This is a genomic window from Rhizobium sp. YJ-22 (assembly GCF_029601685.1).
Classification (GTDB): Bacteria; Pseudomonadota; Alphaproteobacteria; order Rhizobiales; family Rhizobiaceae; genus Metarhizobium.
This window is the reverse complement of sequence record NZ_JARRIR010000004.1, coordinates 184438-208735: the sequence shown is the minus strand read 5'-3', so window position 1 is coordinate 208735 and position 24298 is coordinate 184438. Positions and strand designations below refer to the sequence as shown.

The following is a 24298-nucleotide window of genomic DNA, read 5'->3' as shown; positions in this document are numbered from 1 at the left end:
TCACCCAAGATGGCAAACAAATCATTTCACGGCAGCATCTTCTTAAGGAATTGTGCTTAGGCTGAAAGAACTGTTCCGCATTCCGTTTCCGAGCACCATGAGTCAAGGCGTCAGCTCCCAGACCGACAAGAATATCGTCGATCTTTCCCGCAGCCATAAGAACAAGGCTGTGGCGAAGGCTGTCAAAGCCACGCGCGAACGCCTGCAGACCGGAAACGCCACCACCCAGCATTTCGACCGCGAAATGATGGTGATGCATCTGACGGCCATGCTGCAGGGAGCGACGGTCGTTCCGATCCTGGTGCTGCTGATCACCGCCATCGGCACCTATTTCAACCAGCAGCTCAATCTGATCGGCTGGGCCTTCCTTGCACTCAGCTTCCATGCCGCCAACATCCTGATCGCGCGCCGCGCCAAGGCCCGCGAGATGACGCCGGAATCGGCGCGCAAATGGCGGCGTTACCTGCTGGCGGGCCAGGTGCTGAACGGCGGTGGATGGGCTTTGTTCGCCCTGCAGCAATGCCAGTTCTGCGGTGGCAACAGCTATGTGCTGTTCAAGGGCGCGGGGCTTCTGGTCGCACTTTCGGCCGCCTCGCTGGCCAACACCATGCTGCGACGGGCGGTGATGTTCGGCTTCGCGCCGGTCGCGCTGGCGCTCGCCGCCAAGGCGGGACTGAGCCGAGACGTGCCGGATATCGGCCTGCTGGCGATGTTCGCCATCGCCTTCGCTTTCTTCATCTATGTCAGCGACCGCATGTTCCTGACCAATCGCAGCCTGCTCTCCTTCCAGTCGGAAAAGGACGACCTGATCGCCGAGCTGGAAGTCGCCAAGTCGATGTCCGACGAGGCCCGTCGCCGGGCCGAAGAGGCGAATCTTGCCAAATCCCGTTTCCTCGCCTCGATGTCGCACGAATTGCGCACGCCGCTGAACGCCATCCTGGGCTTTTCCGAGGTGATGGCGACAGAGGTGATGGGGCCGCTCAACAATCCGATCTACAAGGAATACACCAACGACATTCACCGCTCGGGCCAGCACCTGCTGAACCTGATCAACGAGATCCTCGACCTCTCGCGCATCGAGGCCGGCCGCTACGAACTGAACGAGGAGTCGATCTCGCTGCTGGAAATCTGCGAGGATTGCATCGGCATGGTGCAATTGCGCGCCCGCGCCAAGAACATCGCCATCCAGTCGAATGTCGAGCCGAACCTGCCGCTGGTCTGGGCAGACGAAAAATCCATGCGGCAGGTGATCCTCAATCTTCTGTCGAATGCCGTCAAATTCACGCCGCAAGGCGGCGAGGTCACCGTCAAGGTCGGCTGGACGGCCGGCGGCGGCCAGTACATTTCGATCAAGGACAACGGCCCCGGCATTCCCGAAAACGAAATCCCGGTCGTGCTCTCCGCCTTCGGCCAGGGCTCGATCGCCATCAAGAGCGCCGAGCAGGGCACCGGCCTCGGCCTGCCGATCGTTCAGGCCATCCTTGCCAAGCACAACGGCCAGTTTCATCTCAAATCGAAGCTTCGCGAGGGCACCGAGGTCATCGCCATCCTGCCCGCCAAGCGCGTGCTGCAATCGCTGCCTGCGGTCGAGGAAACCCAGGCCGTCGAGCGCCGCCGCCGCAGCTTCGCGTAAATTTATGCGAACAGGTGCATGGCGACAGTGACCAGCGCATAAAGGCTGGCGCTTAGGATCGTGCAGAGGACGGCGAATGAACCGAGATCCTTGGCATGTTTGCCGACGGACGAAATCTCCGGCGAGATGCGATCGACAAGCTCCTCGATGGCGGTATTGATCGCCTCTATCGCAAACAGCGCCAGGAACAGGACGGTCACGACCATGAATTCGCCGGCGCTGGCCCCGACCAGCAGGAAGATCAGCAGGATGGCGACGAAGAAGCCGAGTTCCTGCCGGAAGGCGGCTTCCTGCAGCAGGCGCAGGAAACCGTCGCGCGAATAGCTCGCGGCGGCGAAGAAATGGCTGATGCCGGTCTTTTTCTCGAAGGGCGCTGTGCTCACGTCATGTACTTTCTGCTGCAGGCGGCGCTTGCCGCCCGGCTCCGTTGGCATGGCTTGCCGTTGCGCATAGCGATTCGAGGGCGAAGGCGCAAGCGCGGGCGCGTGTCGCCACGCCGCGCGCCTACCGTAAAAAACATCAGCCCTTGTTGCTGACCCCGGCGCTTTCGAAGGTCGCCATGCCGGAATGGCAGGCGGCGGCGGCCTTGACGATGCCGGCGGCAAGCGCCGCACCCGTGCCTTCGCCGAGCCGCATGCCGAGCGCCAGAAGCGGCGTCTTGCCGAGCTTTTCGACCGCCTGCAGATGGCCGGGCTCGGCCGAGACATGGCCGATCAGGCAATGATCGAGCGCCGAGGGGTTGGCGGCCTTGAGGATGGCGGCCGCGGCGGTGGCGACATAACCGTCGATCAGCACCGGCACCTTCTGCATGCGTGCGGCGAGGATCGCGCCGGCCATGGCGGCGATTTCACGGCCGCCGAGGCGGCGCAGCACTTCCAGGGGATCGGAGAGGTGGTCCTTGTGAAAGGCGACGGCGGTCTCGACCGCGCGAACCTTCTTCTCCAGCAGTTCGCCATGCGAACCGGTGCCGGGGCCGACCCATTCGGCCGCCGTGCCGCCGTATAGCGCATAATTGATCGCGGCGGCGATGGTGGTGTTGCCGATGCCCATTTCGCCGATACACAGCAGATCGGTGCCGCCGGCAATCGCCTCCATGCCGAAGGCCATGGTGGCGGCGCAATCGCGCTCGGAAAGCGCCGGCTCGCAGGTGATGTCGCCAGTCGGATAATCCAGCGCCAGGTCGAAGACCTTCAGGCCGAGATCATGGGCGATGCAGATCTGGTTGATCGCCGCGCCGCCGGAAGAGAAGTTTGCGACCATCTGCTTGGTCACTTCAGGCGGAAAGGGCGTGATGCCGTGGCGGGTGACGCCGTGATTGCCGGCGAAGATGGCGACCAGGGGCCGGGTAACAGCCGGCGCGCGGCCGCTCCAGGCGGCCAGCCAGAAGGCGATTTCCTCGAGACGGCCGAGCGCGCCCGGCGGCTTGGTGAGTTGGGCGTCACGCGCGCGCGCCTCCGCCAGCGCCTTCACATCGGGGCCGGGGAGCTCCCGCAACAGCGCACGAAAATCGTCGAAGGGAAGGCCGGTCACGCTCATGGGGATATCCTTGTCTGTGCTCGAAGCAATGGAACGAAGCCGTCGCCGTCTATAAAGGAGCCTGACGAAAATCGCCAACTGCAAAAGCGGCTGCCATTGTCGCAGACGGAGGGCGGGTATGGAAGGAAGCCGCTGCCTTGAAATTCCTGAGCTGCGAAGAGGAAGCAGGATAGCTCCATAGTGCTCCTCGGTGCCGAAAATCCCTTCTCCCCGAGGGGGGGAAGGGGTTTTGGAGCAGCGCTCGGCTCATATGCGATGAGGTTGCCGGAAGGGATAGGCGGCGACAGTCTTGCTCTTGCTTTACGGCTTCTCCAGGCGCGCCAGCAGCGACGACGTGTCCCAGCGATTGCCGCCCATGGCCTGCACGTCGCCGTAGAACTGGTCGACCAGCGCGGTGACCGGCAGGGTGGCGCCGTTGCGGCGGGCTTCGGACAGCACGATGCCGAGATCCTTGCGCATCCAGTCGATGGCGAAGCCGAAATCGAATTTGCCTTCGTTCATCGTCTTGTGGCGGTTTTCCATCTGCCACGAGCCGGCGGCGCCCTTGGAGATCACCTCGATCAGCCGCTCGACGTCGAGACCAGCGCGCTTGGCGAAATGGATGCCTTCCGACAGGCCCTGCACCAGCCCGGCGATGCAGATCTGGTTGACCATCTTCGAAAGCTGGCCGCTTCCTGCCGGGCCCATCAGCCCAACCATGCGCGCATAGGCGTCGATCACCGGCCGCGCTTTCTCGAAGATTTGCGGCTCGCCGCCGCACATGACGGTCAGCACGCCGTTTTCGGCACCGGACTGGCCGCCGGAGACCGGCGCATCGATGAAACGGCAGCCACGGGCGCGGGCGGCGGCGTCGAGTTCGCGGGCAACTTCGGCGCTGGCCGTGGTGTTGTCGATCAGGATGGCGCCTGGCTTCATAGTGGAAAGGACGCCGTCGGCGCCGGTGGTGACCTGGCGCAGGTCGTCGTCGTTGCCGACGCAGGTGAAGACGAAATCGGCGTCGCGCGCCGCTTGCGCCGGCGTCGGCGCCGATGCGCCGCCATAGATCTTGGTCCAGCTTTCCGCTTTGGCGGCGGTGCGGTTATAGACCGTCACGGCATGGCCGCCCTTGTTCCTCAGGTGTCCCGCCATCGGAAAACCCATCACGCCGAGGCCGATGAACGCCACATTTGCCATTGGTCATGCTCCTCTTGATTAACTTCAGCCGCGCAGGCGGGCGATGACCAGATGGCCGGGGGTCGGATTGCCGTCCTGCATGCGCACATTGATGTCGGTCACCTCGACCACGTCAAAGCCGGTCTCGTCGAGCCGTTGGCGGACATAGGATTCGGCATGCGCAAAACGCTGGTGCGGGCCGACCATGTAGGGCCGCTCACCGAGCACGTCGGCCGGCAGGGTCTCTGAGGAGAAGATCAACAGGCCGCCGGGCGTCATGTTTTCGGCCGCGCCGAAGAACAGCGGCTCCAGCGCCCCGAGATAGGGCAGCACGTCGGTGGCGGTCACGATGTCGAAGGGCTCGTCGTCATTGTCCTCGAGGAAGTCTTCCAGCTCGGCGACGTAGAGCGTTTCGTAGAGTTCCTTTTCATGGGCGAGCTCGACCATGTTTTCGGAAATGTCGATGCCGGTCATATCCTCGACCATGTCGGCCAGCGCTTCGCCGGTAAGGCCGGTGCCGCAGCCGAGATCGAGCAGGCGTTGGAAGGGGCCGAGCTTCAGCGCCTGCAGACGCTGCCGCACCATCATCGGCACGGCATAGCCGAGCTGCTCGACGAGCACGTCCTCAAACACTTCGGCATGCTGGTCGAACAGTGTTTCGACATAGGCATCCGGTGCCTTGGGCGGCGTCTCGCCGCATCCCATGGCGGCGATGCGCACGGCCGCACCGCCGTGATCCTCGGGATCGATCTCCAGAACCTGGCGATAGGCCGCGACTGCGGCGTCGATGTCGCCGGCCTTTTCCAGCGCCAGCGCCTGGTTATAGGCTTCCGCCAGGGCTTCCTCGTCGATCTTCGTCATTGCCGCACGCTCCGTAAACCGTTTTCGATGGTCTAAAGAGCGTGGGTGGGAATGGCAAGGACAAGACGGTTCAATGCAGGATGAATTCGCCCTTCAGCGCCCGCCATTCGCCGGCGGAGATCAGCCTGCGGTGAACGTAACGCACCGAATGCAGCGGCCCTTCCAGCGTTTCCTCCCAGAATTTCAGGAAATGGCGCATTTCCGGAAAGTCCGGAGCGAGGTCGTAATGCTGCCAGACATAGGTCTGGAGGATCGCCGGATGGTCCGGCATACGATAGAGGATATGGGCCGTGGTTACCCCGTAGCCCTTCAGTTGCAGTTCCATGTCCTTACTCATGACGGCCTCGCTTTCAAAGTTGCCGCAGTCGTGGGCTGCATCCTTGAAAGAGAACACGAACACGGTTAACCGAAGCTTTACATTAGGGCCATAATAGCACATTTAACGTTTGAATTCAAATGCTTGGCAGCATTCAATTGAGAGTGCTGCCAAGGTGCTCAGCGCTTGAGATGACGGGTCAACCGCGCCTCGATCGCCGCCCAGGCATGGCGCAGCAGCTCGACGATCGAGAGATAGAAGATCGCTGCCCAGAGATAGGCCTGGTAGTCGAAGGTGCGCGAAAAGACGTAGCGCGTCTGGCCCATGAGGTCGAGCACTGTGACGACGGCGACGATGGCCGAGCCCTTGATCATCAGGATGATCTCGTTGCCATAGGGGCGCAGCGCCACGATCAGCGCCTGCGGCAGCACGATCTTGCGGAAGGTGACCGAGGCGGGCAGGCCGAGCGATTGCGCGCCTTCGAATTGTCCCTTGGGCACGCTGAGGATCGCGCCGCGCAGGATTTCCGCCTGATAGGCGGCGGTGTTCAGCATCATCGACAGCATGCCGCAATACCAGGCCTCGCGGAAGAACCACCACAAGCCGACCGCTTCCAGTTGCGGTCGGAAACTGCCGAAGCCGTAGTAGATCAGATAAAGCTGCGCCAGAAGCGGCGTGCCGCGAAAGACGTAGACATAGCCGTAGGCCAGCGCGTTGAGGAAGCGATTGCTCGACATGCGGGCGAAGGCGATCGGCAGCGACAGCAGAGCCCCCAGCGCCAGCGAAACTCCGACCAGCGACAGCGTCACCCACAGGCCGGACAGATAGCGCGGCCCGTAGCGGGTGAATTTTTCGACGTCCCAGCCGGAGACGATCATGTAGACAAGGGCGACGCCAAGCAGGGCCCACAGCGTCAGCAGCACGACGCCGGTGATGCGGCTGGCGCTGACCGGCTTTATCGCCACCGCCGGCGCCGGGCGCGGCGGGATCAGTTCCTGAACATAGCTCATCGGCGTTTCTCCGAGCGATAAGCCCATTTTTCGATATGGCGCAATCCGTAGGAGGAAATGATCGCCAGCAGCAGGAACAGGATGCAGGCCAGTACATAGAAGAAGAAGGCTTCCTTGCTGACCTTGGCGGCGACGCCGGTCTGGCGAAGGATATCGGAAAGGCCGATGATCGAGACGAGGGCGGTGTCCTTCAGCAGGTTCATCCAGAGATTGCCGAGGCCGGGCAGGGCGATGCGCACGAGCTGCGGCAGGATGACCAGCCCCATGGTGTGGGCGCGGCGCAGGCCCAGCGCATCGCCGGCCTCGTATTGCCCGTAAGGGATCGCCTTGAAGGCCGAGAGCAGCACTTCCGAGCAATAGGACGAGAACACCACCGACAACGCCACCATGCCGGCGAAGAAGGCGTTGATCTCGATGCGCTCGTCATACCCCAGCGCGGCGAAGGCGGACTGGATAAGGATCTGTGCGCCGTAATAGACGATGAACAGCGTCAGCAGTTCCGGCAGGCCGCGGAAGATGGTGGTGTAGATGCCGGCTGCCAGCCGCAGCACCTTGTCCTCCGCTTGCAGCGCCAGCGCCATGAAGAACCCGATGGCGAGGCCCAGCGGCAAGGTCGCCAGCGCCAGCGAGATCGTCACCTTGACGCCGAAGGCGATCTCGTCACCCCAGCCGGCATCGCCGCAGGCCACCACCGTCGAGGAACCGAACAGGCTGAACACGCCCACCGGACCGCAGAACGGATCGAAAACATAGGAAATCCAGGCCCAGAACGAGCCCAAGGCGGAGAACGGTCCGCTCATACCATATATCCCCTTTGCGGTTGGGTCCGCATTTTGATTGATCTTTCTATCTCATATGCCGATGGCGGAAGATTGCATCTCCCGCCATCGAACGCTTGTTTCTTCGAAACCGAATCAGCCGCCGTAGACGTCGAAATCGAAATACTTCTTGTTGATTTCCTCATACTTGCCGTTGGCGCGGATCGCCTTGATGGCCGCGTTGAACTTTTCACGCAGCGCGTCATCGCCCTTGCGGATGGCAATGCCGGCGCCCTGGCCGTTGATCTTGATGTCGATCGGCAGCGGCGCGAGCAGCTTGCAGCAAGCGCCGTCCGTGGTCTTCAGCCACTGCGACAGCACCACGATATCGTCGACCACGGCGTCGACGCGGCCATTGGCGATGTCGAGCTTGTATTCGTCGGCGGTCGGATAAAGCTTCGGCTCCGACTTCTTCATGTGGGCTTCGACGTAGTTGGCATGGGTGGTGCCGGACTGCACGCCGATCGTCTTGCCGGCCAGCGATTCTTCCGAGGCATCCTTCAGCGGCGAATCCTTGGGCACGACGATGGCCGGCGGTGTGTTGTAATACTTGTCGGTGAAATCGACCTTCTGCTTGCGCTCGTCGGTGATCGACATCGAGGCGATGATGGCGTCGAACTTCTTGGCCTGCAGGGCGGGGATGATGCCGTCCCAATCCTGGGTGACGAACTCACAGGTCACCTTCATTTCGTCGCAGAGCGCCTTGGCGATGTCGATGTCGAAGCCGGTCAGCGTGCCGTCGGATTCGAGGTTGTTGAAGGGCGGGTAGGCGCCTTCCGTCCCGATGATCACCTTTTCGCCCTCGGCAAGGGCGTTGCCGGCGAAAAGGGACAGGGCGGCGAGGGAGGCCGCAGCCAGAAGGCGAGTGGCGATACGCATGGTGATCCTCTCTGTTGGCGGGCGCCGGGCGGTTCTTTTCTCCGGTCGCCAAATGGGTGCGGGCTTGGACCCGCCGGTTACGATATTCCCGCGCCTTGCGAGAAAAGCAACAGAAAATAGGTCGCAGGCGAAAGCCGTCCACGCCCGTCCTGCAACGATGCCAGAGGCCGTTTTGGGAACGATCGCGTCGCTTATGCGTTGGCCGTGACGCAAAATCGTCATTCATCGCCGGTTAAGTCGCCGTTCGATAGCCATGAAGAGCGATCAAGAGAAAACCGCCGCGCGCAAGATGCGCGGCAGATGACGAACCTTCGCAAGAAGAGGAAGATAGATGACGCTTCGATCCAGACTGTTCGCCGGTGTTGCCCTGCCGTTCCTGTCGGTGGCGATGACGGTCCAGTCGGTTTTAGCCGCCAACGGCCAGCAACCTTTCGAGCTCGCCCAGGCGAGCGACGAGCAGCAGCCGCAAATCCTGCCCGAGGAGCAGCCGCAGGCCCAGACGGAAGAACAGCCTGCCGAACAGAAGCACAAGAAGCGGCACGCCGAAGAACAGGCCCCCGCCGAAGAGCAGGCCCCGCCGCAACCGGAACCCCAGGCGCCGGCCGAGCAGCCGGCCGCCGCGCCGCAGCCCGAAGCCCAGGCACCGGCCGAGCAGCCCGCCGCTGCGCCTCAGCCGGAAGCGGCTCCTGCCGAGCAGCCCGAACAGGCGGCGCCGCGCAAGCACAAGAAGCAGCCGGCCGAAGAGCAGGCGCCGGCGGTAGAACCGGCCGCGCCGCAGCCCGAGGCGCAGGCGCCCGCCGAACAGCCCGCTGCCGAGCCGCAGCCGGAAGCGGCCCCGGCTGAACAGCCACAGCAGGAAGAGCAGCCGACCCACAAACGCCACAAGCAGCAGGCCGAAGAGCAGCAGGAGCAAGCGCCGCAACGCAAGCACAAGAAGCCCCAGCCGGAACCGGAGGCCCAGGCACCCGCCGCGCCGCAGCCGGCCGAACAACCGCAAACGACCCCGGCCGATCAGCAACAGCCGGCCGCGCCGCAGCCCGAGACCCAGCAGCCCGCAGAGCAGCCACAGACGCCGGCGCCTGCCCAACCGACCCCCGAGCCGCAGACGCAGGGTGAAAACGGCGCTGCCGCGCCCGCCCCGGATGCAGCTGCCCAGCAGCCGCCGGCCCCGCCGATCGTCGACAAGCGCACGGTCGAGGAAAAGAAGGCGATTGCCGCCGATCCTTCCAAGACCGACGAGACCGTCGTCCTGCCGGTAAACAATGGCGCCGCCGTGCTCGACAGCGACAAGGATGCGGACAATCGCGGCGGCCAGTCCGCCCGCGACGAACGCCGCCGCCAGCGCGAAGCGCAGCGCGGCGAGCAGGCCGCGCCCCCGCCGAAGAACGACGCCGAGGCTCAGGCCGCCGCGCCGCAGGTGAACGCGGAGCAGTTGCGCAAGCAGATCGAGGAAAAGGGCCAGCGCATCGACAAGGCCCCGCAATTTGCCCTTCCGGCCGTCATAGAGGGCGGTGCCGCCATGCAGTCGGGCGCCGACGGCCAGAATGCCGGTGGCGGTCGAGATCGCCGCAACCGTCAGGACGGAGAAAGCGGCAATACGACCATCAACAACACCACCAACACAACCAACAATGTCGTCATCCTGCAGCAGAACGACAATCGCACCGTGCTGCGCGTCGACAACCACATGGTGGTGCGCGGCGACGATCGTCCGCGCCTCAGCCGCGACGCCGAGGAAACCCACTACGACCGCCTGCCGCGCGGCCGTTATCGCGAAACCATCGAGCGGCCGAATGGCGTGCGCCTGATCACCATCTACAATCAGTATGGCGATATCATCCAGCGCTCGCGCATCGGCTCGGACGGCGAGGAATATCTGCTGGTATATGCTCCCGACGCCGACCGAGACCGTCCGCCTGTCGTCTATGACGCCGGTCGCGACCTGCCGCCGATGCGCCTGACGGTGCCGGTCGAGGACTACATCATCGACACATCGAGCGAGCCGGACCGCGACTACTACGACTTCCTCGCCGAGCCGCCGGTGGAGCGCGTCGAGCGCACCTATTCCATCGACGAGGTGAAGTATTCCGCTCGCCTGCGCGACAAGGTGCGCCGTATCGACCTCGATACCATCACCTTTGCCACCGGCAGCGCCGAGGTGCCGATGAGCCAGGCGCGCACGCTGCGCCAGGTGGCCGATGCGATCCAGAAGGTACTGAAGCGCGATCCGGGTGAAACCTTCCTGATCGAAGGCCATACGGATGCGGTGGGCTCCGACCAGTCGAACCTGATCCTCTCCGACAAGCGCGCCGACTCGGTCGCCTCTCTACTGACCGAGGTCTACGGCATCCCGCCGGAAAACATGACGACGCAGGGCTATGGCGAGCGTTACCTCAAGGTGCGCACGCAAGCTGCCGAGCAGCAGAACCGACGCGTCACCATCCGCCGCGTGACACCGCTGGTCCGCCCGGTCGCCAAGAACTGATCTGCCGGGAACGTGATGCCCGTCACGAAGCGCCGCTGGTTTCCGGCGGCGTTTTTCGTCCCGGCAGATTGACGGTAACGGCGATGAAATCGGCGATCGCCATGGTGTCGTCGAGATCGAAGACCGGCAGGTCGGTATCTGCGACGGCATGATCGGCGGCGATGGCGACGATATGGGGATCGCTCGGCGCCAGCGGTGTCCGGTTGCTGGCCTCCAGCCGTCGCGCCTCGATCTTGGGGATCGGCTCGCGCTTGTAGCCCTCGATCAGCACCAGGTCGCAAGGGGCGAGGCGGGCAAGGATCTCCTCGAAACTCGGCTCCGGCGCGCCGCGCAATTCATGCATGATGGCATAGCGCGTTCCGGAGACGATGGTGACCTCGTGCGCCCCGGCCTGTCGATGGCGGTAGCTGTCGGCGCCGACCTTGTCGATGTCGAAATCGTGGTGGGCGTGCTTGATGGTCGAGACCTGGAAACCCCTCCGGGTGAGTTCGGCGACGATGCGCACCGCAAGCCCCGTCTTGCCCGAATTCTTCCAGCCGGAAATGCCGAAAATGCGACGCTCGGTCATGCCATGCCTCGTTCCAGAAATTGCTGTGCCCGTGCGAAATCCGCAGGCGTATTGACATTGAAGAAGGGATCGAGCCCGCTGGGAAGCTCTGCGAATTCGACAATCCGCGCATTGTGGCGATCGAGAAAGCCGCGAATGCTGCGGCGCTCGTCATCCAGCACGAAGCGGCGCAGATCGTTCGCCAGCGCCACCGGCCAGAGCCCGAAAACCGGATGATCGCGCCCTTGCGAGGCCGCGACTGCGATTGTCTCGTCGCCGTCGAGGGCATCCGCCAGCCGCGCCGCGAGATCGGCGGGAAAGAAGGGACTGTCGACCGGAACGGTCAGCACATGCGTCGCATCAGGGCCGAGCCGCGCCTCCAGCCCCGCGAGAATGCCGGCGAGCGGCCCGAGATGGCCGGTCAGGCTGTCGGGAAGGCGGGGCAGGTCGCTGTCAAGTTCAAGCGGGCCGTTCAGCGCCAGCGACGTCACCTGTGGCCTTAGCCGTGCCGTGATGTGGCCGAGCAGCGTCGTGCCGCCGAAGGCCAGCAGTGCCTTGTCGCTTCCCATGCGGCGCGACTGACCGCCGGCCAGGATCAGGCCGGGCGGCTTATGCAGCAAGCTCTGTTTCACCATACCCCCTCGATTTTATGGATGACGCAGACGGAAAACTTTTTGTCGGCTTTGGCCGAAGCATCGGCCATGTCGGCAAAAGCTCTTTTAAAACAAAAGCTTTTGCAAGAATTTTTAATCCTTCCTCAATTCTCTTGGCGCAGCCTCGCTGCATCGCTCTTGCATGAGGCAAGATCTGACTGGATCCGCTTGGGCCGAGCGATGATCTCCCGGCTCCGGATCATGCGTCGGCAGAGGTCACCCCTTGTTTTCCATTGATCGTCTTTTGCAAAGCCGCCGAATCGTCACCAAGGTGCTGCTGTTCGTGGTGCCTTTCGTCGCCCTGATCACCGGGGTCGGCCTTGTCGGATATTATACCGCGACGATGCTCAACGGTCACATGACCGTGACACGCTCGACCATCGAGAATATCGGCGATTTCGAAAACCTGCAGGCGAGCTTGCTGAATTTCACCGGCGCGCCGGCCGAAGACAGCCGCGCCGCGCTGACGGAGGCGATCGACCGGCAGGAAAACGGCATCCGGGTTCTCGAGGGCCTGTTGACCGGCGACGATCAGCGCAAGGCGCTGGAACGGGTGACCGGCCTCGGCACGCGGATGCGCGAGCAGGCCGAGGCGCTGTGGACGATCAAGACGCAACGCGACGGCATCGACCATGACATGCTCGCCGGCCTCGAATCGCTCGGCGGCTACGCCGACGCCGCCAAGAACCAGATCGACGTCATCCGCACCGAGTTTTCCGACAAGGAAGCCTTCGCCAAGGGCTTGTTGTTCGACGCCTCGGCTTTCAAAAGCCTGTCGGACCGCATGGCCAAGGTGCGCATCGCGATTTCGAAGGAAACCGATCCGTCCGCGCAGATGAAGGCCGCCGGCACCTATGTGCCCGCCCTTGCCAAGGAACTGGCCAAGGTCGACGGCCTTCTCTCGGCCAAGGGGCGGGAGGCGGTCAAGCCGGTCGTCGATCTTCAGGCAAAGCTCGATGCCGCATTGAAGGGCAAGGATGCCGCCGCGATCCTCGCCGCACTGTCGGCCTTCCCGGCGCTGGAGCAGAAGCTGGCGGAAAAGGCGATCTCCAACTCGAACACCGCCGCCGAGCGTTTCGTCGGGCTCGACAAGGATGTCAGCCAGTTGCGCGATCTCCTGCAGTTCGTCGACCAATCGCTTCAATCCATCGCCAAGCTCCGCCTCGACGTCAACCAGATGCGCGTGCAGCTCAGCACGGAAGCGCGCGAAGTAGTGATGGCGGACCTGGCGGAACTGACCATCTCCAGTTCCGTCATTTCCCAGCTCGGCTCCAAGAACAGCACGATGCGCGATTTCGCCGGAAAGGTGACGCCGATCGTGCAACTGATCGACCATTCCTCCACCGAAATGCTGCTGGCTTCCGCCAACTGGCAGGCGGCGCGCGGCGCCACCGTCGATATCCTCAACGCCGCCATGACCGATCTCAAGAGCTTCGTCAGCGATGCGCAGGAACTCGGCAAGGAAGACAGTGAGCGTTCCGCCAAGGTATCGGTCGCGGCGATGGTGCTCGGCACGCTGCTCGCCATCGCAGGCGGCCTGATGCTCGTCGAGAGCCTGCGCGGGCCGCTGAAGCGGGTCAACGAGACCATGACGCGTCTGGCGAAGGGCGATCTCGACGTCGCCATCGACGGCCGCGACCGTGGCGACGAGATCGGCGACATGGTGCGTTCGGTCGCCGTCTTCCGGGACAATGCGCTGGAAAACGTCCGGCTGGAGCAGGAGGCTGCCGCCGCCCGCGAGGCGAGCGCGGAGGAGGCCGCCCGCCGCGCTGCCGAGCGTGCCCGCATTGAGGCGGAACAGAAGCAGGCGCTCGCCGCCCTCTCCGACGTGCTGCAGAAACTCGCCGCCGGCGATCTGCAGGAGGGCATGAGCGACGAATTGTCGGCCGATTTCATCGAGATGGCCCATACCTACAACAATGCCGTCGGCGCGCTGCGCCACACACTGTCCGACGTGCGCGCCACCACCGAGGAAATTCGCGGCGGCACAGGCAATCTCGCCGCTTCCGCCGACGACCTCGCCCGCCGCACCGAACAGCAGGCGGCGGCGCTGGAGCAAAGCTCGCGGGCGTTGCGCCATCTCAGCGATGTCGTGCGCTCCACTGCCGACAGCGCCAGACGCACTTCGCAAACCGTCAACGACACCCAGGGGCATGCCCAGCGCTCCGGCGAGATCGTCGCCCGCGCCGTCCATGCCATGGGTGAGATCAACCAGTCCTCGGAAAAGATCGCCACCATCATTGGCGTCATCGACGAGATCGCTTTCCAGACCAACCTGCTGGCGCTGAACGCCGGCGTCGAGGCGGCCCGTGCGGGCGAGGCCGGGCGCGGTTTTGCGGTCGTGGCGCAGGAGGTGCGGGAACTGGCGCAGCGCTGTGCCGGTGCGGCGCGCGAAATCAAGGGCCTCATCCAGGCCAGCTCCGCCCAGGTGCAGAGCGGCGTGACGCTGGTCGAGGAAACCGGCGGGGCGCTGTCGGTCATCATCAACCATGTGAGCGAGGTGCAGCAACTCGTCGCCGCGATCTCGGCCGCCGCCAGCGAGCAATATACCGGCATCAGCGAGGTCAGCAAGGCGGTACAGGAGGTTGAACTGATCACCCAGCAGAACGCCGCCATGGTCGAGGAAAACAATGCCGAGATCCATGGCCTGCGCCAGCGCGTCGGCCTGCTCGCCGACGAAATCGACCGCTTCCGGATCAGCGACCACCAGATCGATCTCGGCCATCACGGCGAGCGGCGTTGGCAGAACACTGCCGCCTGATACCGAAATTGAAAACGGCCTCTTCGGAGGCCGTTTTCATATCGACAAGCCGGCGGGCTCCCTCATGACGTCATCTCCGGGCGTGCGGAGCGCGGCAAAGGAGAGGGATCGACCTTTCATTTTTATTGAAGCTGCGGCTTCTGCAGGAAGGCGTTGCGGTCGGCGGATTTGACGCGTACCCAGGCGTCACGCCCATCGCGAATGACGCGCATGGGAATTTCGACGCCGGCCGGGCCGCTGTCCCAGACCTTGCGGTAGAAATCGGCAAGGCCGCCGACTTCACCGTCGCGGATTTCCGAAATGACGTCGCCGCGCTTGAGGCCGGCAAGCTGCGCCGGGCTGTGGTCGGCGACGCTCATTACCACCACGCCGCCGCTGGCTTCCGCCGAGAAGGCGCCGAGCCACGGGCGAGGGGCGCGATTCACCTGGCCGGTGTTGAGCACATCGTCGAGGATCGGCGCGAGCAGGTCGATCGGCACGATCATGTTGATGTCCGCGACCTCGCCGCCGCGACTCATCTGCAGCCGCAGCGAGCCGATGCCGACCAGCCGCCCTTCGGCATCGATGAGCGCCGCTCCGCCCCAGGAGGGGTGGGCCGGGGCGATGAACAGGGCGTCATCCAGCAGGTATTCCCAGTATCCGGCGAATTCCTGCCGCGCCACGATCCGGCTTTTCACCGCATGGCGACTGCCGTCGATGAGGGTGACGCTGTCGCCGATTTTGACGGCGGCGGATTCCGCGAACCTGACGGGGGGGACGTCGAGGGCGCCGAGCGCCTGGATGAGGCCGAAACCGGTTTCCTGGTCATAGGCCAGCGCATGGCCGGCGACGATGCGGCCGTCATGCAGCGTCAGCCAGACCTGCGTGGCTTCGGTGATCAGATAGCCGATGGTCAAGACGAGGCCGTTTTCGCGAATGACCACCCCACTGCCTTCGCGGTGGGTGCCGAGCGTCTTTGCGGTGTATGCGTTGTCGGGGATCGTCGCGCTGACGGCGACGATCGAGCGCTGAATGCTGTCGATATCCATGCCATCCATCCTGTCTTGCGGGCCGGCGTGGGAATGCCGCCCTTCTCTCATGTCATAGCTATGATCGAAGGCGGGCCGGAACAAGGGAAGGCGCCACGCAAATCCCGCAACTGCGCGTTTTTCTCACCGTTGCTCGGATCGTCCCGATCGCTGCGTCAGCCGCCGGTCACGCTCATATGGCGCGCGACGGCGGGTTTCTGTCGGGTGCGGTCGATGATGAAATCATGGCCCTTGGGCTTGCGGGTGATCGCCTCGTCGATCGCCGCCATCAGCAGGGCATCGTCGCCGGAGGCCCGCAAGGCGGAGCGCAGATCGGCGGCGTCGTTCTGGCCGAGGCACATGTAAAGCGTGCCGGTACAGGTCAGGCGCACGCGGTTGCAGCTCTCGCAGAAATTATGGGTCATCGGCGTGATGAAGCCCAGCCGCCCGCCGGTTTCCGCGACCTCGACGTAACGCGCCGGCCCACCGGTGCGATAAGGAATGTCGGTGAAGGTGAATTCTTCGGCCAGCCTTTCGCGCAGCACCGAAAGCGGCATGTACTGGTCGGTGCGGTCCTCGTCGATCTCGCCCATGGGCATGGTTTCGATAACGGTCAGGTCCATGCCGCGACCGTGGGCGAAGCGCAGCATCTCGGGAATTTCCCGGTCGTTGAAGTCCTTCAGCGCCACGGCATTGAGCTTGACCTTGATGCCTGCCTTTTGCGCCGCCTCGATGCCGGCCATCACCTTGTCGAAATCGCCCCAGCGGGTGATCTGGCGGAATTTTTCGGGGTTCAGCGTGTCGAGCGAGACGTTGATGCGGCGCACGCCGCAATCGTAGAGTTCGTCGGCGAAACGGGCGAGTTGCGAGCCGTTGGTCGTCAGCGTCAACTCTTCCAGGCGGCCTTCGTCGATATGGCGGCCGAGCGAGCGGATGAGATACAGGATATTCTTGCGCACCAGCGGCTCGCCGCCGGTCAGCCTGAGCTTGCGTACGCCCTTTGCGATAAAGGCGGAACAGAGTCGATCCAGTTCCTCCAGCGTCAGCAGATCCTTCTTGGGCAGGAATTGCATGGTCTCGGCCATGCAGTAGGTGCAGCGGAAGTCGCAGCGGTCGGTGACCGAAACGCGCAGATAGCTCACCCGACGCCCGAACGGATCGATCATCGGCGATCTGTCCGCCGTCAGCGGCGCGCCTTGCGTCGGTCTTGTTATCGTATTCACACCCGGTCCTCCGTTAAGGTTATAATGTGTCCCTCGGATGCGGCATCGTCAAGGCAAAGAGCGGAAAACGGCGGCGCCAGTTTGCGCTTGCGCAGGGTTGCCGGGCAACGTACTCCTGTCTCGAATGGCATGAAAACGAAAGAGTTGGGAAGACGCATATGAGCACATCCTGGCCCACGGAACTGCGCGTTTCGAAGGACCGGCACCGGCTGATCGTCGCCTTCGACGACGGCGCCCGGTTCGATCTTTCGGCGGAACTGCTGCGGGTGCTGTCGCCATCGGCGGAAGTGCAGGGCCATGGGCCGGGGCAGAAGGTGACGGTTCCGGGCAAACGCAACGTTGCCATCCTGTCGGTCGCCCCGACCGGCAATTACGCCGTGCGCATCGGCTTCGACGACATGCACGATACCGGCATCTTCACCTGGACCTATCTGCGCGAACTCGGCGAAAAGGGCGAAGCGCTGTTTGCGGCCTACGAGCAGGAACTCGCCGACAAGGGCATGACCCGCGACCGAACCGAAAAGCCGCGCTGACGAAGGAAAGACCGATGGCCGTCGAGGGACACGCAACCGATCTTGCAAAAGTCGTCGTCCTCCTGGCGGCGGGCGTGGTGGCGGTGCCGCTGTTCAAGCGCATCGGGCTCGGTTCGGTGCTCGGCTATCTCGTGGCGGGACTGGCGATTGGCCCGTTCGGTTTCGGGTTCTTTTCCGATTCGCAGGCGGTGCTGCACATCGCCGAACTCGGCGTCGTCATGTTCCTGTTCGTCATCGGGCTGGAAATGCAGCCCTCGCGGCTGTGGGACATGCGCAAGGATATTTTCGGGCTCGGCGCCCTGCAGGTCGGCTGCTGCATCGCGGCGTTGACGGTGGTGGCGCATTTCCTGTTCGGTTATGCGCCGGTCATCGCCTTCGTCGCCGGCACCGGCTTCGTGCTGACCTCCACCGCCATCGTGATGCAGATGCTGCAGGAGCGCAACGCCGTTTCGGCGGTGAAGGGCCAGAAAATCGTCGCCATCCTGCTGTTCGAGGATCTCGCCATCGTTCCCTTGCTCGCCATCGTCGCGTTTCTGGGCGGCGGCGGCGAGGCGGTGGGGCTGACGGAGCGGCTGACCTCGATCGCCATTGCGGTCGGAGCGCTGGCGGCGCTGATCCTGGCCGGCCGCTATCTTCTCAATCCGCTGTTCCGGGTGCTGGCGGCGGCCAATGCCCGCGAGGTGATGACGGCGGCGGCGCTGCTGGTGGTGCTGGGTTCGGCGCTGGCCATGCAACTTAGCGGACTGTCGATGGCCATGGGCGCCTTTCTCGCCGGCGTGTTGCTGTCGGAATCGTCCTTCCGCCATCAGCTGGAGGCGGATATCGAGCCGTTTCGCGGCATCCTGCTCGGACTATTTTTCCTTGGCGTCGGCATGGCGATCGATCTTTCTGTCATCGCCAAAAACCTGCCGGTGGTGCTGGCCGGCGTCGTCGTGTTCATGACGGCCAAGGCGGGGCTGATCTACCTGGTCGCCCGCTTCGCCAAGGCGAGCCGCGCCGAGGCGCTGGAGCGGGCGGTGCTGATGGCGCAGGGCGGCGAATTCGCCTTCGTGCTCTATGCGGCGGCCCGCGCCGCCGGCCTGATCGACGGCGAGACCAATGCCATCCTCGGTGCGACCATCATCCTGTCGATGGTGCTGACGCCGCTGATGGTCATCCTGCATGATCGCTTCGCGCCGAAACCGCAGCCGGATACGGAAGGACTGTCCGGGCCGGAAAATGTCGAGGGCTCGGTGCTGATGGTCGGCTTCGGCCGCTTCGGTCAGATCGTCTCGCAGCCGCTGCTGGCCCGGGGCTATACCGTGTCGCTGATCGACAAGAATGCGGAATTCATCCGTGACGCCGCCGATTTCGGCTTCAAGGTCTATTACGGCGATGCCTCGCGGCCCGAGATTCTCCATGCGGCGGGGGCCGCGACCGCCAGGGCCATCCTGATCATGATCGACGACAAGGATGCGGCGCTGAAGATCGCCGAACACGTGCGCCATGAATATCCTCTGGTGCCGGTGCTGGCGCGCGCCTTCGATCGCGGCCATGCCATCGACCTCATCCAGGCGGGCGTCGATTTCCAGATGCGCGAGACGGTCGAATCCGCCTTCCGCTTCGGCGAGGAGACCCTGCGCGTGCTGGGGGAGGCTCCTGACGTTGCAGCCAGCATCGTCGAGGAGACGCGCGAAATCGACCGCCAGCGTTTCGAACTGGACCTGGTCGGCGGCATCTACGCCGGGCGCGCGCTCATTCGCGGCAATGCCCAGCCCGCCGACCTGGTGGCGGCGCGCACCGGTCGCGACCGCGCCGCCCGCGACGCCGCGCGCGAGGCGGCACAGGCCGCAGGCGCAGCCGAGACGCCCGGCTGAGCCGATCATTTCGAGAGGGAAAGGGAAACCGAATGAAGAGACTTGCACTGGCGGCGGCGGTCATGACCTGCGGCCTGTTGACGGCGGGGATAGCCCGCGCCGACCAATTGATCGAGCAATACGACGCCTATATCGGCGAGGACGATCTCTACAATTCCAGCGGCGCCCGGCTGACGCAGCCCTGGCAGGTCATCCGCCAGGATCGCGCCAATTACCATCGCTTCAACATCCGCCAGCGCGGCGACCAGGGCGACGGCTTCTTTGCCTCGGCCCGCAACCGCGATCTCGCCGAACGGATGATCAGCCGCGGCACCATCACCCGCCAGGCGGCGCGCGCCCTGGTGAGAGGCAATTGCAGCATTCATGTGGAAATCTATCGCGGCAGCGGCGGCGACTATATCGACGTCACCGTCTACTGATCGCCGAAACGGGATTGCGCGGCGGCGCCATCCGGGCACGTCGCGGCTATTTCTTGTAGATCAGCCAGCTCTTGACGAAGTCCTTCTTCATGCCTTCCTCGAAGCGCATCGTCCGGTTTCGTCCGGCGCTCTTGGCGCTGTAGAGGGCGACGTCGGCGCGGCTGTAGAGTTCGCCGGCATCGGCGGCTTCGGAGGCCATGCACAGGCCCAGCGAGATGGTGACGGGACCGTAATTGACGCCGGTCTTGGAATTCTTGAACGGTGTCGTTTCCAGGACGCGTCGGATACGCTCGCAGATCTGCAGGGCCTCGTCTTCCGTTTGGCCCTCGACGATGATGGCGAATTCCTCGCCGCCGGTGCGGGCGACGAAAACATCGCGGCGCAGATTGCTGCGAATGATGCTGGCGACGGTGGCAAGGATCTTGTCGCCAACCGGATGGCCGAACGTATCGTTGATCCGCTTGAAATGATCGATATCGGCGATGATGAGGCTGGTGAGGCTGAGCGCCATCGGATTGTCGTAGAGCGAGACCAGCTTGTCGTCGAAGGCGCGTCGATTGGCCAGCCGCGTCAGCGAATCGGTATTGGCGATACGCTTGTATTCGTCGAGTTCGCGACGGACCTGATCCATCTCCTCCGACTTGCGGGCGAAACCCTCGACCGTCTTTTCGCCATGGGCCATCGTGTCGCCGGTGGCTTCCTGCAGAAGCTGCACCGCGTTGCGCAACAGGTCGGCGCTGGTCGTGTGCTTGTTGTTGATGCGCTCATAGGTCTCGCCGAGCAGCTTGTTATAGCTGTCGAGAGAAGTCTGCTCCTGGCGCAGCAGGCGCATCACGCCGTCGAGTTCGTTAATGAGCTTGATATGGGCCGCTTCGAAGATCCGGGCCTGCCCGTGAATGGCGTGCTGTTGGGCAATCGCGTCCAGTTCTTCCTGGGTCGCTCGGTTGCCCAATGCGGCGAGATCACGCGTCAGCGCAGGATTGGAGCCGATGTAGGCTTCGTAAAACAACTCGTAGTTGCGAGGTATGGGAGCGACTCCCATGGTCCGCATCGCATACGTGATCTGTCCTGCGATGTCAGGGATCTGCGCTTTCAGCGCAGGTGCCGTCGTCATTTCGGCTGCTCCTAACTGCTTGCTCACAACCTGAATGAATCTGTTACCGCAGAAACCTTGTGAAATTGCTAATGCATTTGCCCAAGTTGTTTCCGACAAGAATTCATAGGGAAGTTCGCATTTTTGAAATGTCGAACTTTACTTTGTCCTAAAATAGTAAACAAACACTTGGGCCTTGCCGGACGCCGGGGCGGATTTTGCCTTGCCCGCCCCGGCGGAGAAGTCAGCTCAGATTCAATTCCTGGAAGAAGTCGTTGCCCTTGTCGTCGATGACGATGAAGGCGGGGAAATCCACCACCTCGATCTTCCACACGGCTTCCATGCCGAGTTCGGGATATTCGAGAACCTCAACCTTTTTGATGCAATCCTGCGCGAGACGCGCGGCAGGTCCGCCGATGGAGCCGAGGTAGAATCCGCCATGCGCCTTGCAGGCGTCGCGCACGCTGCGCGAGCGGTTGCCCTTGGCGAGCATCACCATCGAGCCGCCGAAGGACTGGAACTGGTCGACATAGCTGTCCATGCGCCCCGCCGTGGTCGGCCCGAAGGAGCCGGAGGCGTAACCGGCCGGCGTCTTGGCCGGGCCGGCGTAATAGACCGGATGGTTCTTCATGTAGTCGGGCATGCCGAGACCGTTTTCGAGGCGCTCGCGGATCTTGGCATGTGCGAGGTCGCGGGCGACGATGATCGTGCCGGTCAGCGACAGGCGTGTCTTCACCGGATGGCGGCTAAGTTCGGCGAGGATGGCGCTCATCGGCTGGTTCAGGTCGATGCGCACCATCGAGCTGGAGAGCTTGGCCTCGTCGACCTCGGGCATGTATTTCGACGGATCGGTTTCGAGTTGTTCGAGGAAGATGCCGTCGCGGGTGATCTTGCCGAGCGCCTGGCGGTCGGCGGAGCAGGAGACGCCGAGGCCGATGGGGAGCGACGCGCCATGCCTGGGAAGGCGGATGACGCGCACGTCATGACAGAAATACTTGCCGCCGAACTGGGCGCCGACGCCGAGATTCTGGGTCAGCTTATGGATTTCGGCTTCCATTTCGAGGTCGCGGAAGGCATGGCCGCTTTCCGACCCTTGTGTCAGCAAGCCGTCGAGATAGCGGGCGGACGCCAGCTTCACCGTCTTCAGCGTCATCTCGGCGGAGGTGCCGCCGATGACGATCGCCAGATGGTAGGGGGGACAGGCTGCCGTTCCCAGCGTCAGGATCTTCTCCTTGAGGAAGTCGATCATCCGGTCGTGGGTCAGAAGCGAGGGCGTGCCCTGGTAGAGGAAGGTCTTGTTGGCCGAGCCGCCGCCCTTGGCCATGAACAGGAACTTGTAGGCGTCGGTGCCTTCCTCATAGAGGTCGATCTGGGCCGGCAGGTTGTTGCGGGTGTTCTTTTCCTCGAACATCTTCAGCGGCGCGAGCTGCGAATAGCGCAGGTTCTTGCGCTCGTAAGCGTCGAGCACGCCGCGCGCCAACGCATCGTAGTCGCCGCCATCGGTCCAGACGTTGCGGCCTTTCTTGCCCATGACGATCGCAGTGCCGGTATCCTGGCACATCGGCAGCACGCCGCCGGCGGCGATGTTGGCGTTCTTCAGCAAGTCATAGGCAACGAAGCGGTCGTTGTCGGTGGCCTCAGGGTCGTCGAGGATATGGGCGAGCTGGCTGAGATGGCCGGGGCGCAGCAGATGGTTGATGTCGGCGAAGGCGGCTTCGGCCAGCAGGCGCATGCCCTCCGGCTCGACGGTCAGGACGTCCTGGCCCTTGAACGTGTCGACCGAGACATGGTCGGAACTGATCTTGCGATAGGGGGTGGTGTCTTCGCTGAGCGGAAAAAGCGCATCTGCCATTGAAATAGCCTTCAAGGGTGGGAGATGGCGGTGGTTTACGCAGTCGAATTCCAAATTGCAATGAATCTAAAGAAGAAGACGGCCGCGTTGCCGCGACCGTCTTCCTTTCATGCGAAGTATGGTTTCAACTCCTTCAACCGGGCTGGATCATCCGCTCGGGACGCACGATGGAATCGTACTGCTCGGCGGTGACGAGGCCGGTCTTCAGGGCCTCCTCGCGCAGCGTCGTGCCGTTCTTGTGGGCGGTCTTGGCGATTTTGGCGGCACTGTCGTAGCCGATGGTCGGGGCAAGCGCGGTGACTAGCATCAGCGAACGCTCGACGCCATGACGGATATTGTCCTCGCGCGCCTCGATGCCGGTGACGCAATTGTCGGTGAAGGAGACGCTGGCATCGCCGAGCAACTGCACCGATTGCAGGAAGTTGTAGGCCATCACCGGATTGTAGACGTTCAGCTCGAAATGGCCCTGGCTGTCGGCGAAGGTCAGCGCCGCATGATTGCCGAACACCTGCACGCAAACCTGGGTCAGCGCCTCGCATTGCGTCGGGTTTACCTTGCCGGGCATGATCGACGAGCCCGGCTCGTTTTCCGGCAGCGCAAGCTCGCCGAGACCGGCGCGGGGGCCGGAGCCGAGCAGGCGGATGTCGTTGGCGATCTTGAACAGGGCGGCAGCCGCCGTGTTGATCGCGCCATGGGCAAAGACCATGGCGTCATGGGCAGCCAGCGCCTCGAACTTGTTCGGCGCGGTGACGAAGGGCAGGCCGGTGATGCCGGCGATCTCCTCAGCCACCTTCTCGGCAAAGCCGATGGGCGCGTTCAGCCCGGTGCCGACGGCGGTGCCGCCCTGCGCCAGCTCGTAGAGGCCGGGCAGCGTCAGCTCGATGCGGCGGATGGAGGAGGCGACCTGCGCGGCATAGCCGGAGAATTCCTGCCCCAGCGTCAGCGGCGTCGCATCCTGCGTATGGGTGCGGCCGATCTTGATGATGTGGTCGAAGCTTTTGCGCTTGGCTTCCAGCGCCCCGTGCAGGTGCTTCAGCGCCGGCAGCAGGCGGTGGACGATCACTTCGGCGCAGGCGATGTGCATGGCCGTCGGATAGGTGTCGTTAGACGACTGGCTCATGTTGACGTGATCGTTGGGATGCACCGGCTTCTTGGAGCCCATCACCCCGCCCAGCATCTCGATCGCGCGGTTGGAGATCACCTCGTTGGCGTTCATGTTCGATTGCGTGCCCGAGCCGGTCTGCCAGACGACCAGCGGGAAGTGTTCGTTCAGCTTGCCGTCGATGACCTCCTGCGCCGCCGCGACGATGGTTTTGCCGAGCTCGGGGTCGAGATGGCCGAGCGCCATGTTGGCGCGCGCCGCCGCCTGCTTGACGATGCCGAGCGCGCGCACGATCGACAGCGGCTGCTTTTCCCAGCCGATCTTGAAATTGCCGCGCGAGCGCTCGGCCTGCGCGCCCCAGTAGCGGTCGCTGGCAACCTCGATAGGGCCGAAGGTATCGGTTTCGGTGCGGGTGGTGCTCATGGTCTTCCTTCCGTGGCGTCAGGGGGGTCTCCCTGCGCTCTAGTATGGGTGCCCGCCTCGGCCGCCGCCAGCGTCAAGATGAGCGATGCGGCCGGACGGCGGGGGGACAGAGCTTCACGTTATGGTGAACGTCCGACCC

Annotated in this window: 22 protein-coding genes; 7 read left to right on the top strand and 15 right to left on the bottom strand. The window is 63.6% G+C overall.

Annotated features, from left to right (window positions below; translation table 11 throughout):
* Nucleotides 1-97: 97 nt before the first annotated feature.
* The gene (locus P7F60_RS11540) at nt 98-1633 is read left to right on the top strand and encodes a HAMP domain-containing sensor histidine kinase (protein ID WP_277917872.1); all 1536 of its coding nucleotides are present in this window, start codon (nt 98-100) and stop codon (nt 1631-1633) included.
* A 2-nt stretch (nt 1634-1635) separates the two neighbouring features.
* Here the strand turns inward: P7F60_RS11540 and P7F60_RS11535 are convergent, their stop codons facing one another.
* The 8 genes from P7F60_RS11535 to P7F60_RS11500 all read right to left on the bottom strand — a co-directional run bounded on the left by P7F60_RS11535 (nt 1636) and on the right by P7F60_RS11500 (nt 8205).
* Nucleotides 1636-2016, bottom strand: coding sequence for a diacylglycerol kinase (locus P7F60_RS11535; RefSeq protein WP_277917871.1), 381 nt, complete (start codon nt 2014-2016; stop codon nt 1636-1638).
* A 136-nt stretch (nt 2017-2152) separates the two neighbouring features.
* The gene (gene cobT, locus P7F60_RS11530) at nt 2153-3169 is read right to left on the bottom strand and encodes a nicotinate-nucleotide--dimethylbenzimidazole phosphoribosyltransferase (protein WP_277917870.1); all 1017 of its coding nucleotides are present in this window, start codon (nt 3167-3169) and stop codon (nt 2153-2155) included.
* A 300-nt stretch (nt 3170-3469) separates the two neighbouring features.
* Nucleotides 3470-4342 (bottom strand): NAD(P)-dependent oxidoreductase, encoded by an 873-nt coding sequence (locus P7F60_RS11525; protein ID WP_277917869.1) that lies wholly within the window; start codon nt 4340-4342, stop codon nt 3470-3472.
* Nucleotides 4343-4366: 24 nt separating this feature from the next.
* The gene (locus P7F60_RS11520) at nt 4367-5182 is read right to left on the bottom strand and encodes a class I SAM-dependent methyltransferase (protein ID WP_277917868.1); all 816 of its coding nucleotides are present in this window, start codon (nt 5180-5182) and stop codon (nt 4367-4369) included.
* A 70-nt stretch (nt 5183-5252) separates the two neighbouring features.
* The gene (locus tag P7F60_RS11515) at nt 5253-5519 is read right to left on the bottom strand and encodes an usg protein (protein ID WP_277917867.1); all 267 of its coding nucleotides are present in this window, start codon (nt 5517-5519) and stop codon (nt 5253-5255) included.
* 158 nt (nt 5520-5677) lie between these two features.
* Nucleotides 5678-6508: an ABC transporter permease gene (locus tag P7F60_RS11510; RefSeq protein WP_277917866.1), complete on the bottom strand. Its 831-nt coding sequence runs from the start codon at nt 6506-6508 to the stop codon at nt 5678-5680.
* Nucleotides 6505-7308 carry an ABC transporter permease gene (locus P7F60_RS11505; protein ID WP_277917865.1) on the bottom strand — a complete coding sequence of 268 codons (804 nt, stop codon included), beginning with the start codon at nt 7306-7308 and terminating at the stop codon, nt 6505-6507. Before P7F60_RS11505 ends, P7F60_RS11510 begins: the two co-directional genes overlap by 4 nt.
* Before the next feature lie 114 nt (nt 7309-7422).
* A complete protein-coding gene (locus P7F60_RS11500; protein WP_277917864.1) occupies nt 7423-8205 on the bottom strand; it encodes an ABC transporter substrate-binding protein in 783 nt (260 codons plus the stop codon).
* 331 nt (nt 8206-8536) lie between these two features.
* Between P7F60_RS11500 and P7F60_RS11495 the strand changes: the two genes are divergently transcribed.
* Nucleotides 8537-10690: an OmpA family protein gene (locus P7F60_RS11495; RefSeq protein ID WP_277917863.1), complete on the top strand. Its 2154-nt coding sequence runs from the start codon at nt 8537-8539 to the stop codon at nt 10688-10690.
* 22 nt (nt 10691-10712) lie between these two features.
* Here the strand turns inward: P7F60_RS11495 and mobB are convergent, their stop codons facing one another.
* Together mobB and mobA are read right to left on the bottom strand one after the other, a co-directional pair.
* Nucleotides 10713-11258 carry a molybdopterin-guanine dinucleotide biosynthesis protein B gene (mobB, locus tag P7F60_RS11490; protein WP_277917862.1) on the bottom strand — a complete coding sequence of 182 codons (546 nt, stop codon included), beginning with the start codon at nt 11256-11258 and terminating at the stop codon, nt 10713-10715.
* Nucleotides 11255-11872 carry a molybdenum cofactor guanylyltransferase MobA gene (gene mobA, locus P7F60_RS11485; protein ID WP_277917861.1) on the bottom strand — a complete coding sequence of 206 codons (618 nt, stop codon included), beginning with the start codon at nt 11870-11872 and terminating at the stop codon, nt 11255-11257. Before mobA ends, mobB begins: the two co-directional genes overlap by 4 nt.
* Before the next feature lie 18 nt (nt 11873-11890).
* Between mobA and P7F60_RS11480 the strand changes: the two genes are divergently transcribed.
* Together P7F60_RS11480 and P7F60_RS11475 are read left to right on the top strand one after the other, a co-directional pair.
* Nucleotides 11891-12127 carry a hypothetical protein gene (locus tag P7F60_RS11480; protein WP_277917860.1) on the top strand — a complete coding sequence of 79 codons (237 nt, stop codon included), beginning with the start codon at nt 11891-11893 and terminating at the stop codon, nt 12125-12127.
* Nucleotides 12114-14651, top strand: a complete 2538-nt coding sequence (locus P7F60_RS11475; protein WP_277917859.1) for a HAMP domain-containing methyl-accepting chemotaxis protein — start codon at nt 12114-12116, stop codon at nt 14649-14651. Before P7F60_RS11480 ends, P7F60_RS11475 begins: the two co-directional genes overlap by 14 nt.
* 122 nt (nt 14652-14773) lie before the next feature.
* On the opposite strand, the gene P7F60_RS11470 is transcribed toward P7F60_RS11475, so the two are convergent.
* Together P7F60_RS11470 and moaA are read right to left on the bottom strand one after the other, a co-directional pair.
* The gene (locus tag P7F60_RS11470; protein WP_277917858.1) at nt 14774-15679 is read right to left on the bottom strand and encodes a S1C family serine protease; all 906 of its coding nucleotides are present in this window, start codon (nt 15677-15679) and stop codon (nt 14774-14776) included.
* Between the two features lie 155 nt (nt 15680-15834).
* Nucleotides 15835-16824 carry a GTP 3',8-cyclase MoaA gene (gene moaA / locus P7F60_RS11465; protein WP_277918172.1) on the bottom strand — a complete coding sequence of 330 codons (990 nt, stop codon included), beginning with the start codon at nt 16822-16824 and terminating at the stop codon, nt 15835-15837.
* A gap of 215 nt (nt 16825-17039) precedes the next feature.
* Between moaA and P7F60_RS11460 the strand changes: the two genes are divergently transcribed.
* From P7F60_RS11460 to P7F60_RS11450, 3 genes are read left to right on the top strand one after another with little or no spacing between them, the layout of a single operon-like run.
* Nucleotides 17040-17414 carry a DUF971 domain-containing protein gene (locus P7F60_RS11460; protein ID WP_277917857.1) on the top strand — a complete coding sequence of 125 codons (375 nt, stop codon included), beginning with the start codon at nt 17040-17042 and terminating at the stop codon, nt 17412-17414.
* A gap of 14 nt (nt 17415-17428) precedes the next feature.
* Nucleotides 17429-19270, top strand: coding sequence for a monovalent cation:proton antiporter-2 (CPA2) family protein (locus tag P7F60_RS11455; RefSeq protein WP_277917856.1), 1842 nt, complete (start codon nt 17429-17431; stop codon nt 19268-19270).
* A gap of 32 nt (nt 19271-19302) precedes the next feature.
* Nucleotides 19303-19689 (top strand): hypothetical protein, encoded by a 387-nt coding sequence (locus P7F60_RS11450; protein WP_277917855.1) that lies wholly within the window; start codon nt 19303-19305, stop codon nt 19687-19689.
* Nucleotides 19690-19735: 46 nt separating this feature from the next.
* Here the strand turns inward: P7F60_RS11450 and P7F60_RS11445 are convergent, their stop codons facing one another.
* The 3 genes from P7F60_RS11445 to fumC form a co-directional block, all read right to left on the bottom strand.
* Nucleotides 19736-20803 carry a GGDEF domain-containing protein gene (locus P7F60_RS11445; RefSeq protein ID WP_277917854.1) on the bottom strand — a complete coding sequence of 356 codons (1068 nt, stop codon included), beginning with the start codon at nt 20801-20803 and terminating at the stop codon, nt 19736-19738.
* Nucleotides 20804-21026: 223 nt separating this feature from the next.
* Nucleotides 21027-22634, bottom strand: coding sequence for a fumarate hydratase (locus P7F60_RS11440; RefSeq protein ID WP_277917853.1), 1608 nt, complete (start codon nt 22632-22634; stop codon nt 21027-21029).
* Between the two features lie 133 nt (nt 22635-22767).
* On the bottom strand, nt 22768-24159 hold the full coding sequence (fumC, locus tag P7F60_RS11435; protein ID WP_277917852.1) for a class II fumarate hydratase: 1392 nt from the start codon (nt 24157-24159) through the stop codon (nt 22768-22770).
* Between the last annotated feature and the right edge of the window lie 139 nt (nt 24160-24298).

Coding starts and splice junctions, on each gene's coding strand:
- P7F60_RS11445 (WP_277917854.1), bottom strand. CDS start 20,803: ATGACGACGGCACCTGCGCTGAAAGCGCAGATCCCTGACATCGCAGGA.
- P7F60_RS11440 (WP_277917853.1), bottom strand. CDS start 22,634: ATGGCAGATGCGCTTTTTCCGCTCAGCGAAGACACCACCCCCTATCGC.
- P7F60_RS11525 (WP_277917869.1), bottom strand. CDS start 4,342: ATGGCAAATGTGGCGTTCATCGGCCTCGGCGTGATGGGTTTTCCGATG.
- P7F60_RS11520 (WP_277917868.1), bottom strand. CDS start 5,182: ATGACGAAGATCGACGAGGAAGCCCTGGCGGAAGCCTATAACCAGGCG.
- P7F60_RS11510 (WP_277917866.1), bottom strand. CDS start 6,508: ATGAGCTATGTTCAGGAACTGATCCCGCCGCGCCCGGCGCCGGCGGTG.
- P7F60_RS11470 (WP_277917858.1), bottom strand. CDS start 15,679: ATGGATATCGACAGCATTCAGCGCTCGATCGTCGCCGTCAGCGCGACG.
- P7F60_RS11495 (WP_277917863.1), top strand. CDS start 8,537: ATGACGCTTCGATCCAGACTGTTCGCCGGTGTTGCCCTGCCGTTCCTG.
- fumC (WP_277917852.1), bottom strand. CDS start 24,159: ATGAGCACCACCCGCACCGAAACCGATACCTTCGGCCCTATCGAGGTT.
- P7F60_RS11540 (WP_277917872.1), top strand. CDS start 98: ATGAGTCAAGGCGTCAGCTCCCAGACCGACAAGAATATCGTCGATCTT.
- moaA (WP_277918172.1), bottom strand. CDS start 16,824: ATGATCGATCCGTTCGGGCGTCGGGTGAGCTATCTGCGCGTTTCGGTC.
- cobT (WP_277917870.1), bottom strand. CDS start 3,169: ATGAGCGTGACCGGCCTTCCCTTCGACGATTTTCGTGCGCTGTTGCGG.
- mobB (WP_277917862.1), bottom strand. CDS start 11,258: ATGACCGAGCGTCGCATTTTCGGCATTTCCGGCTGGAAGAATTCGGGC.
- P7F60_RS11450 (WP_277917855.1), top strand. CDS start 19,303: ATGAAGAGACTTGCACTGGCGGCGGCGGTCATGACCTGCGGCCTGTTG.
- P7F60_RS11515 (WP_277917867.1), bottom strand. CDS start 5,519: ATGAGTAAGGACATGGAACTGCAACTGAAGGGCTACGGGGTAACCACG.
- P7F60_RS11460 (WP_277917857.1), top strand. CDS start 17,040: ATGAGCACATCCTGGCCCACGGAACTGCGCGTTTCGAAGGACCGGCAC.
- P7F60_RS11505 (WP_277917865.1), bottom strand. CDS start 7,308: ATGAGCGGACCGTTCTCCGCCTTGGGCTCGTTCTGGGCCTGGATTTCC.
- P7F60_RS11480 (WP_277917860.1), top strand. CDS start 11,891: ATGACGCAGACGGAAAACTTTTTGTCGGCTTTGGCCGAAGCATCGGCC.
- mobA (WP_277917861.1), bottom strand. CDS start 11,872: ATGGTGAAACAGAGCTTGCTGCATAAGCCGCCCGGCCTGATCCTGGCC.
- P7F60_RS11500 (WP_277917864.1), bottom strand. CDS start 8,205: ATGCGTATCGCCACTCGCCTTCTGGCTGCGGCCTCCCTCGCCGCCCTG.
- P7F60_RS11455 (WP_277917856.1), top strand. CDS start 17,429: ATGGCCGTCGAGGGACACGCAACCGATCTTGCAAAAGTCGTCGTCCTC.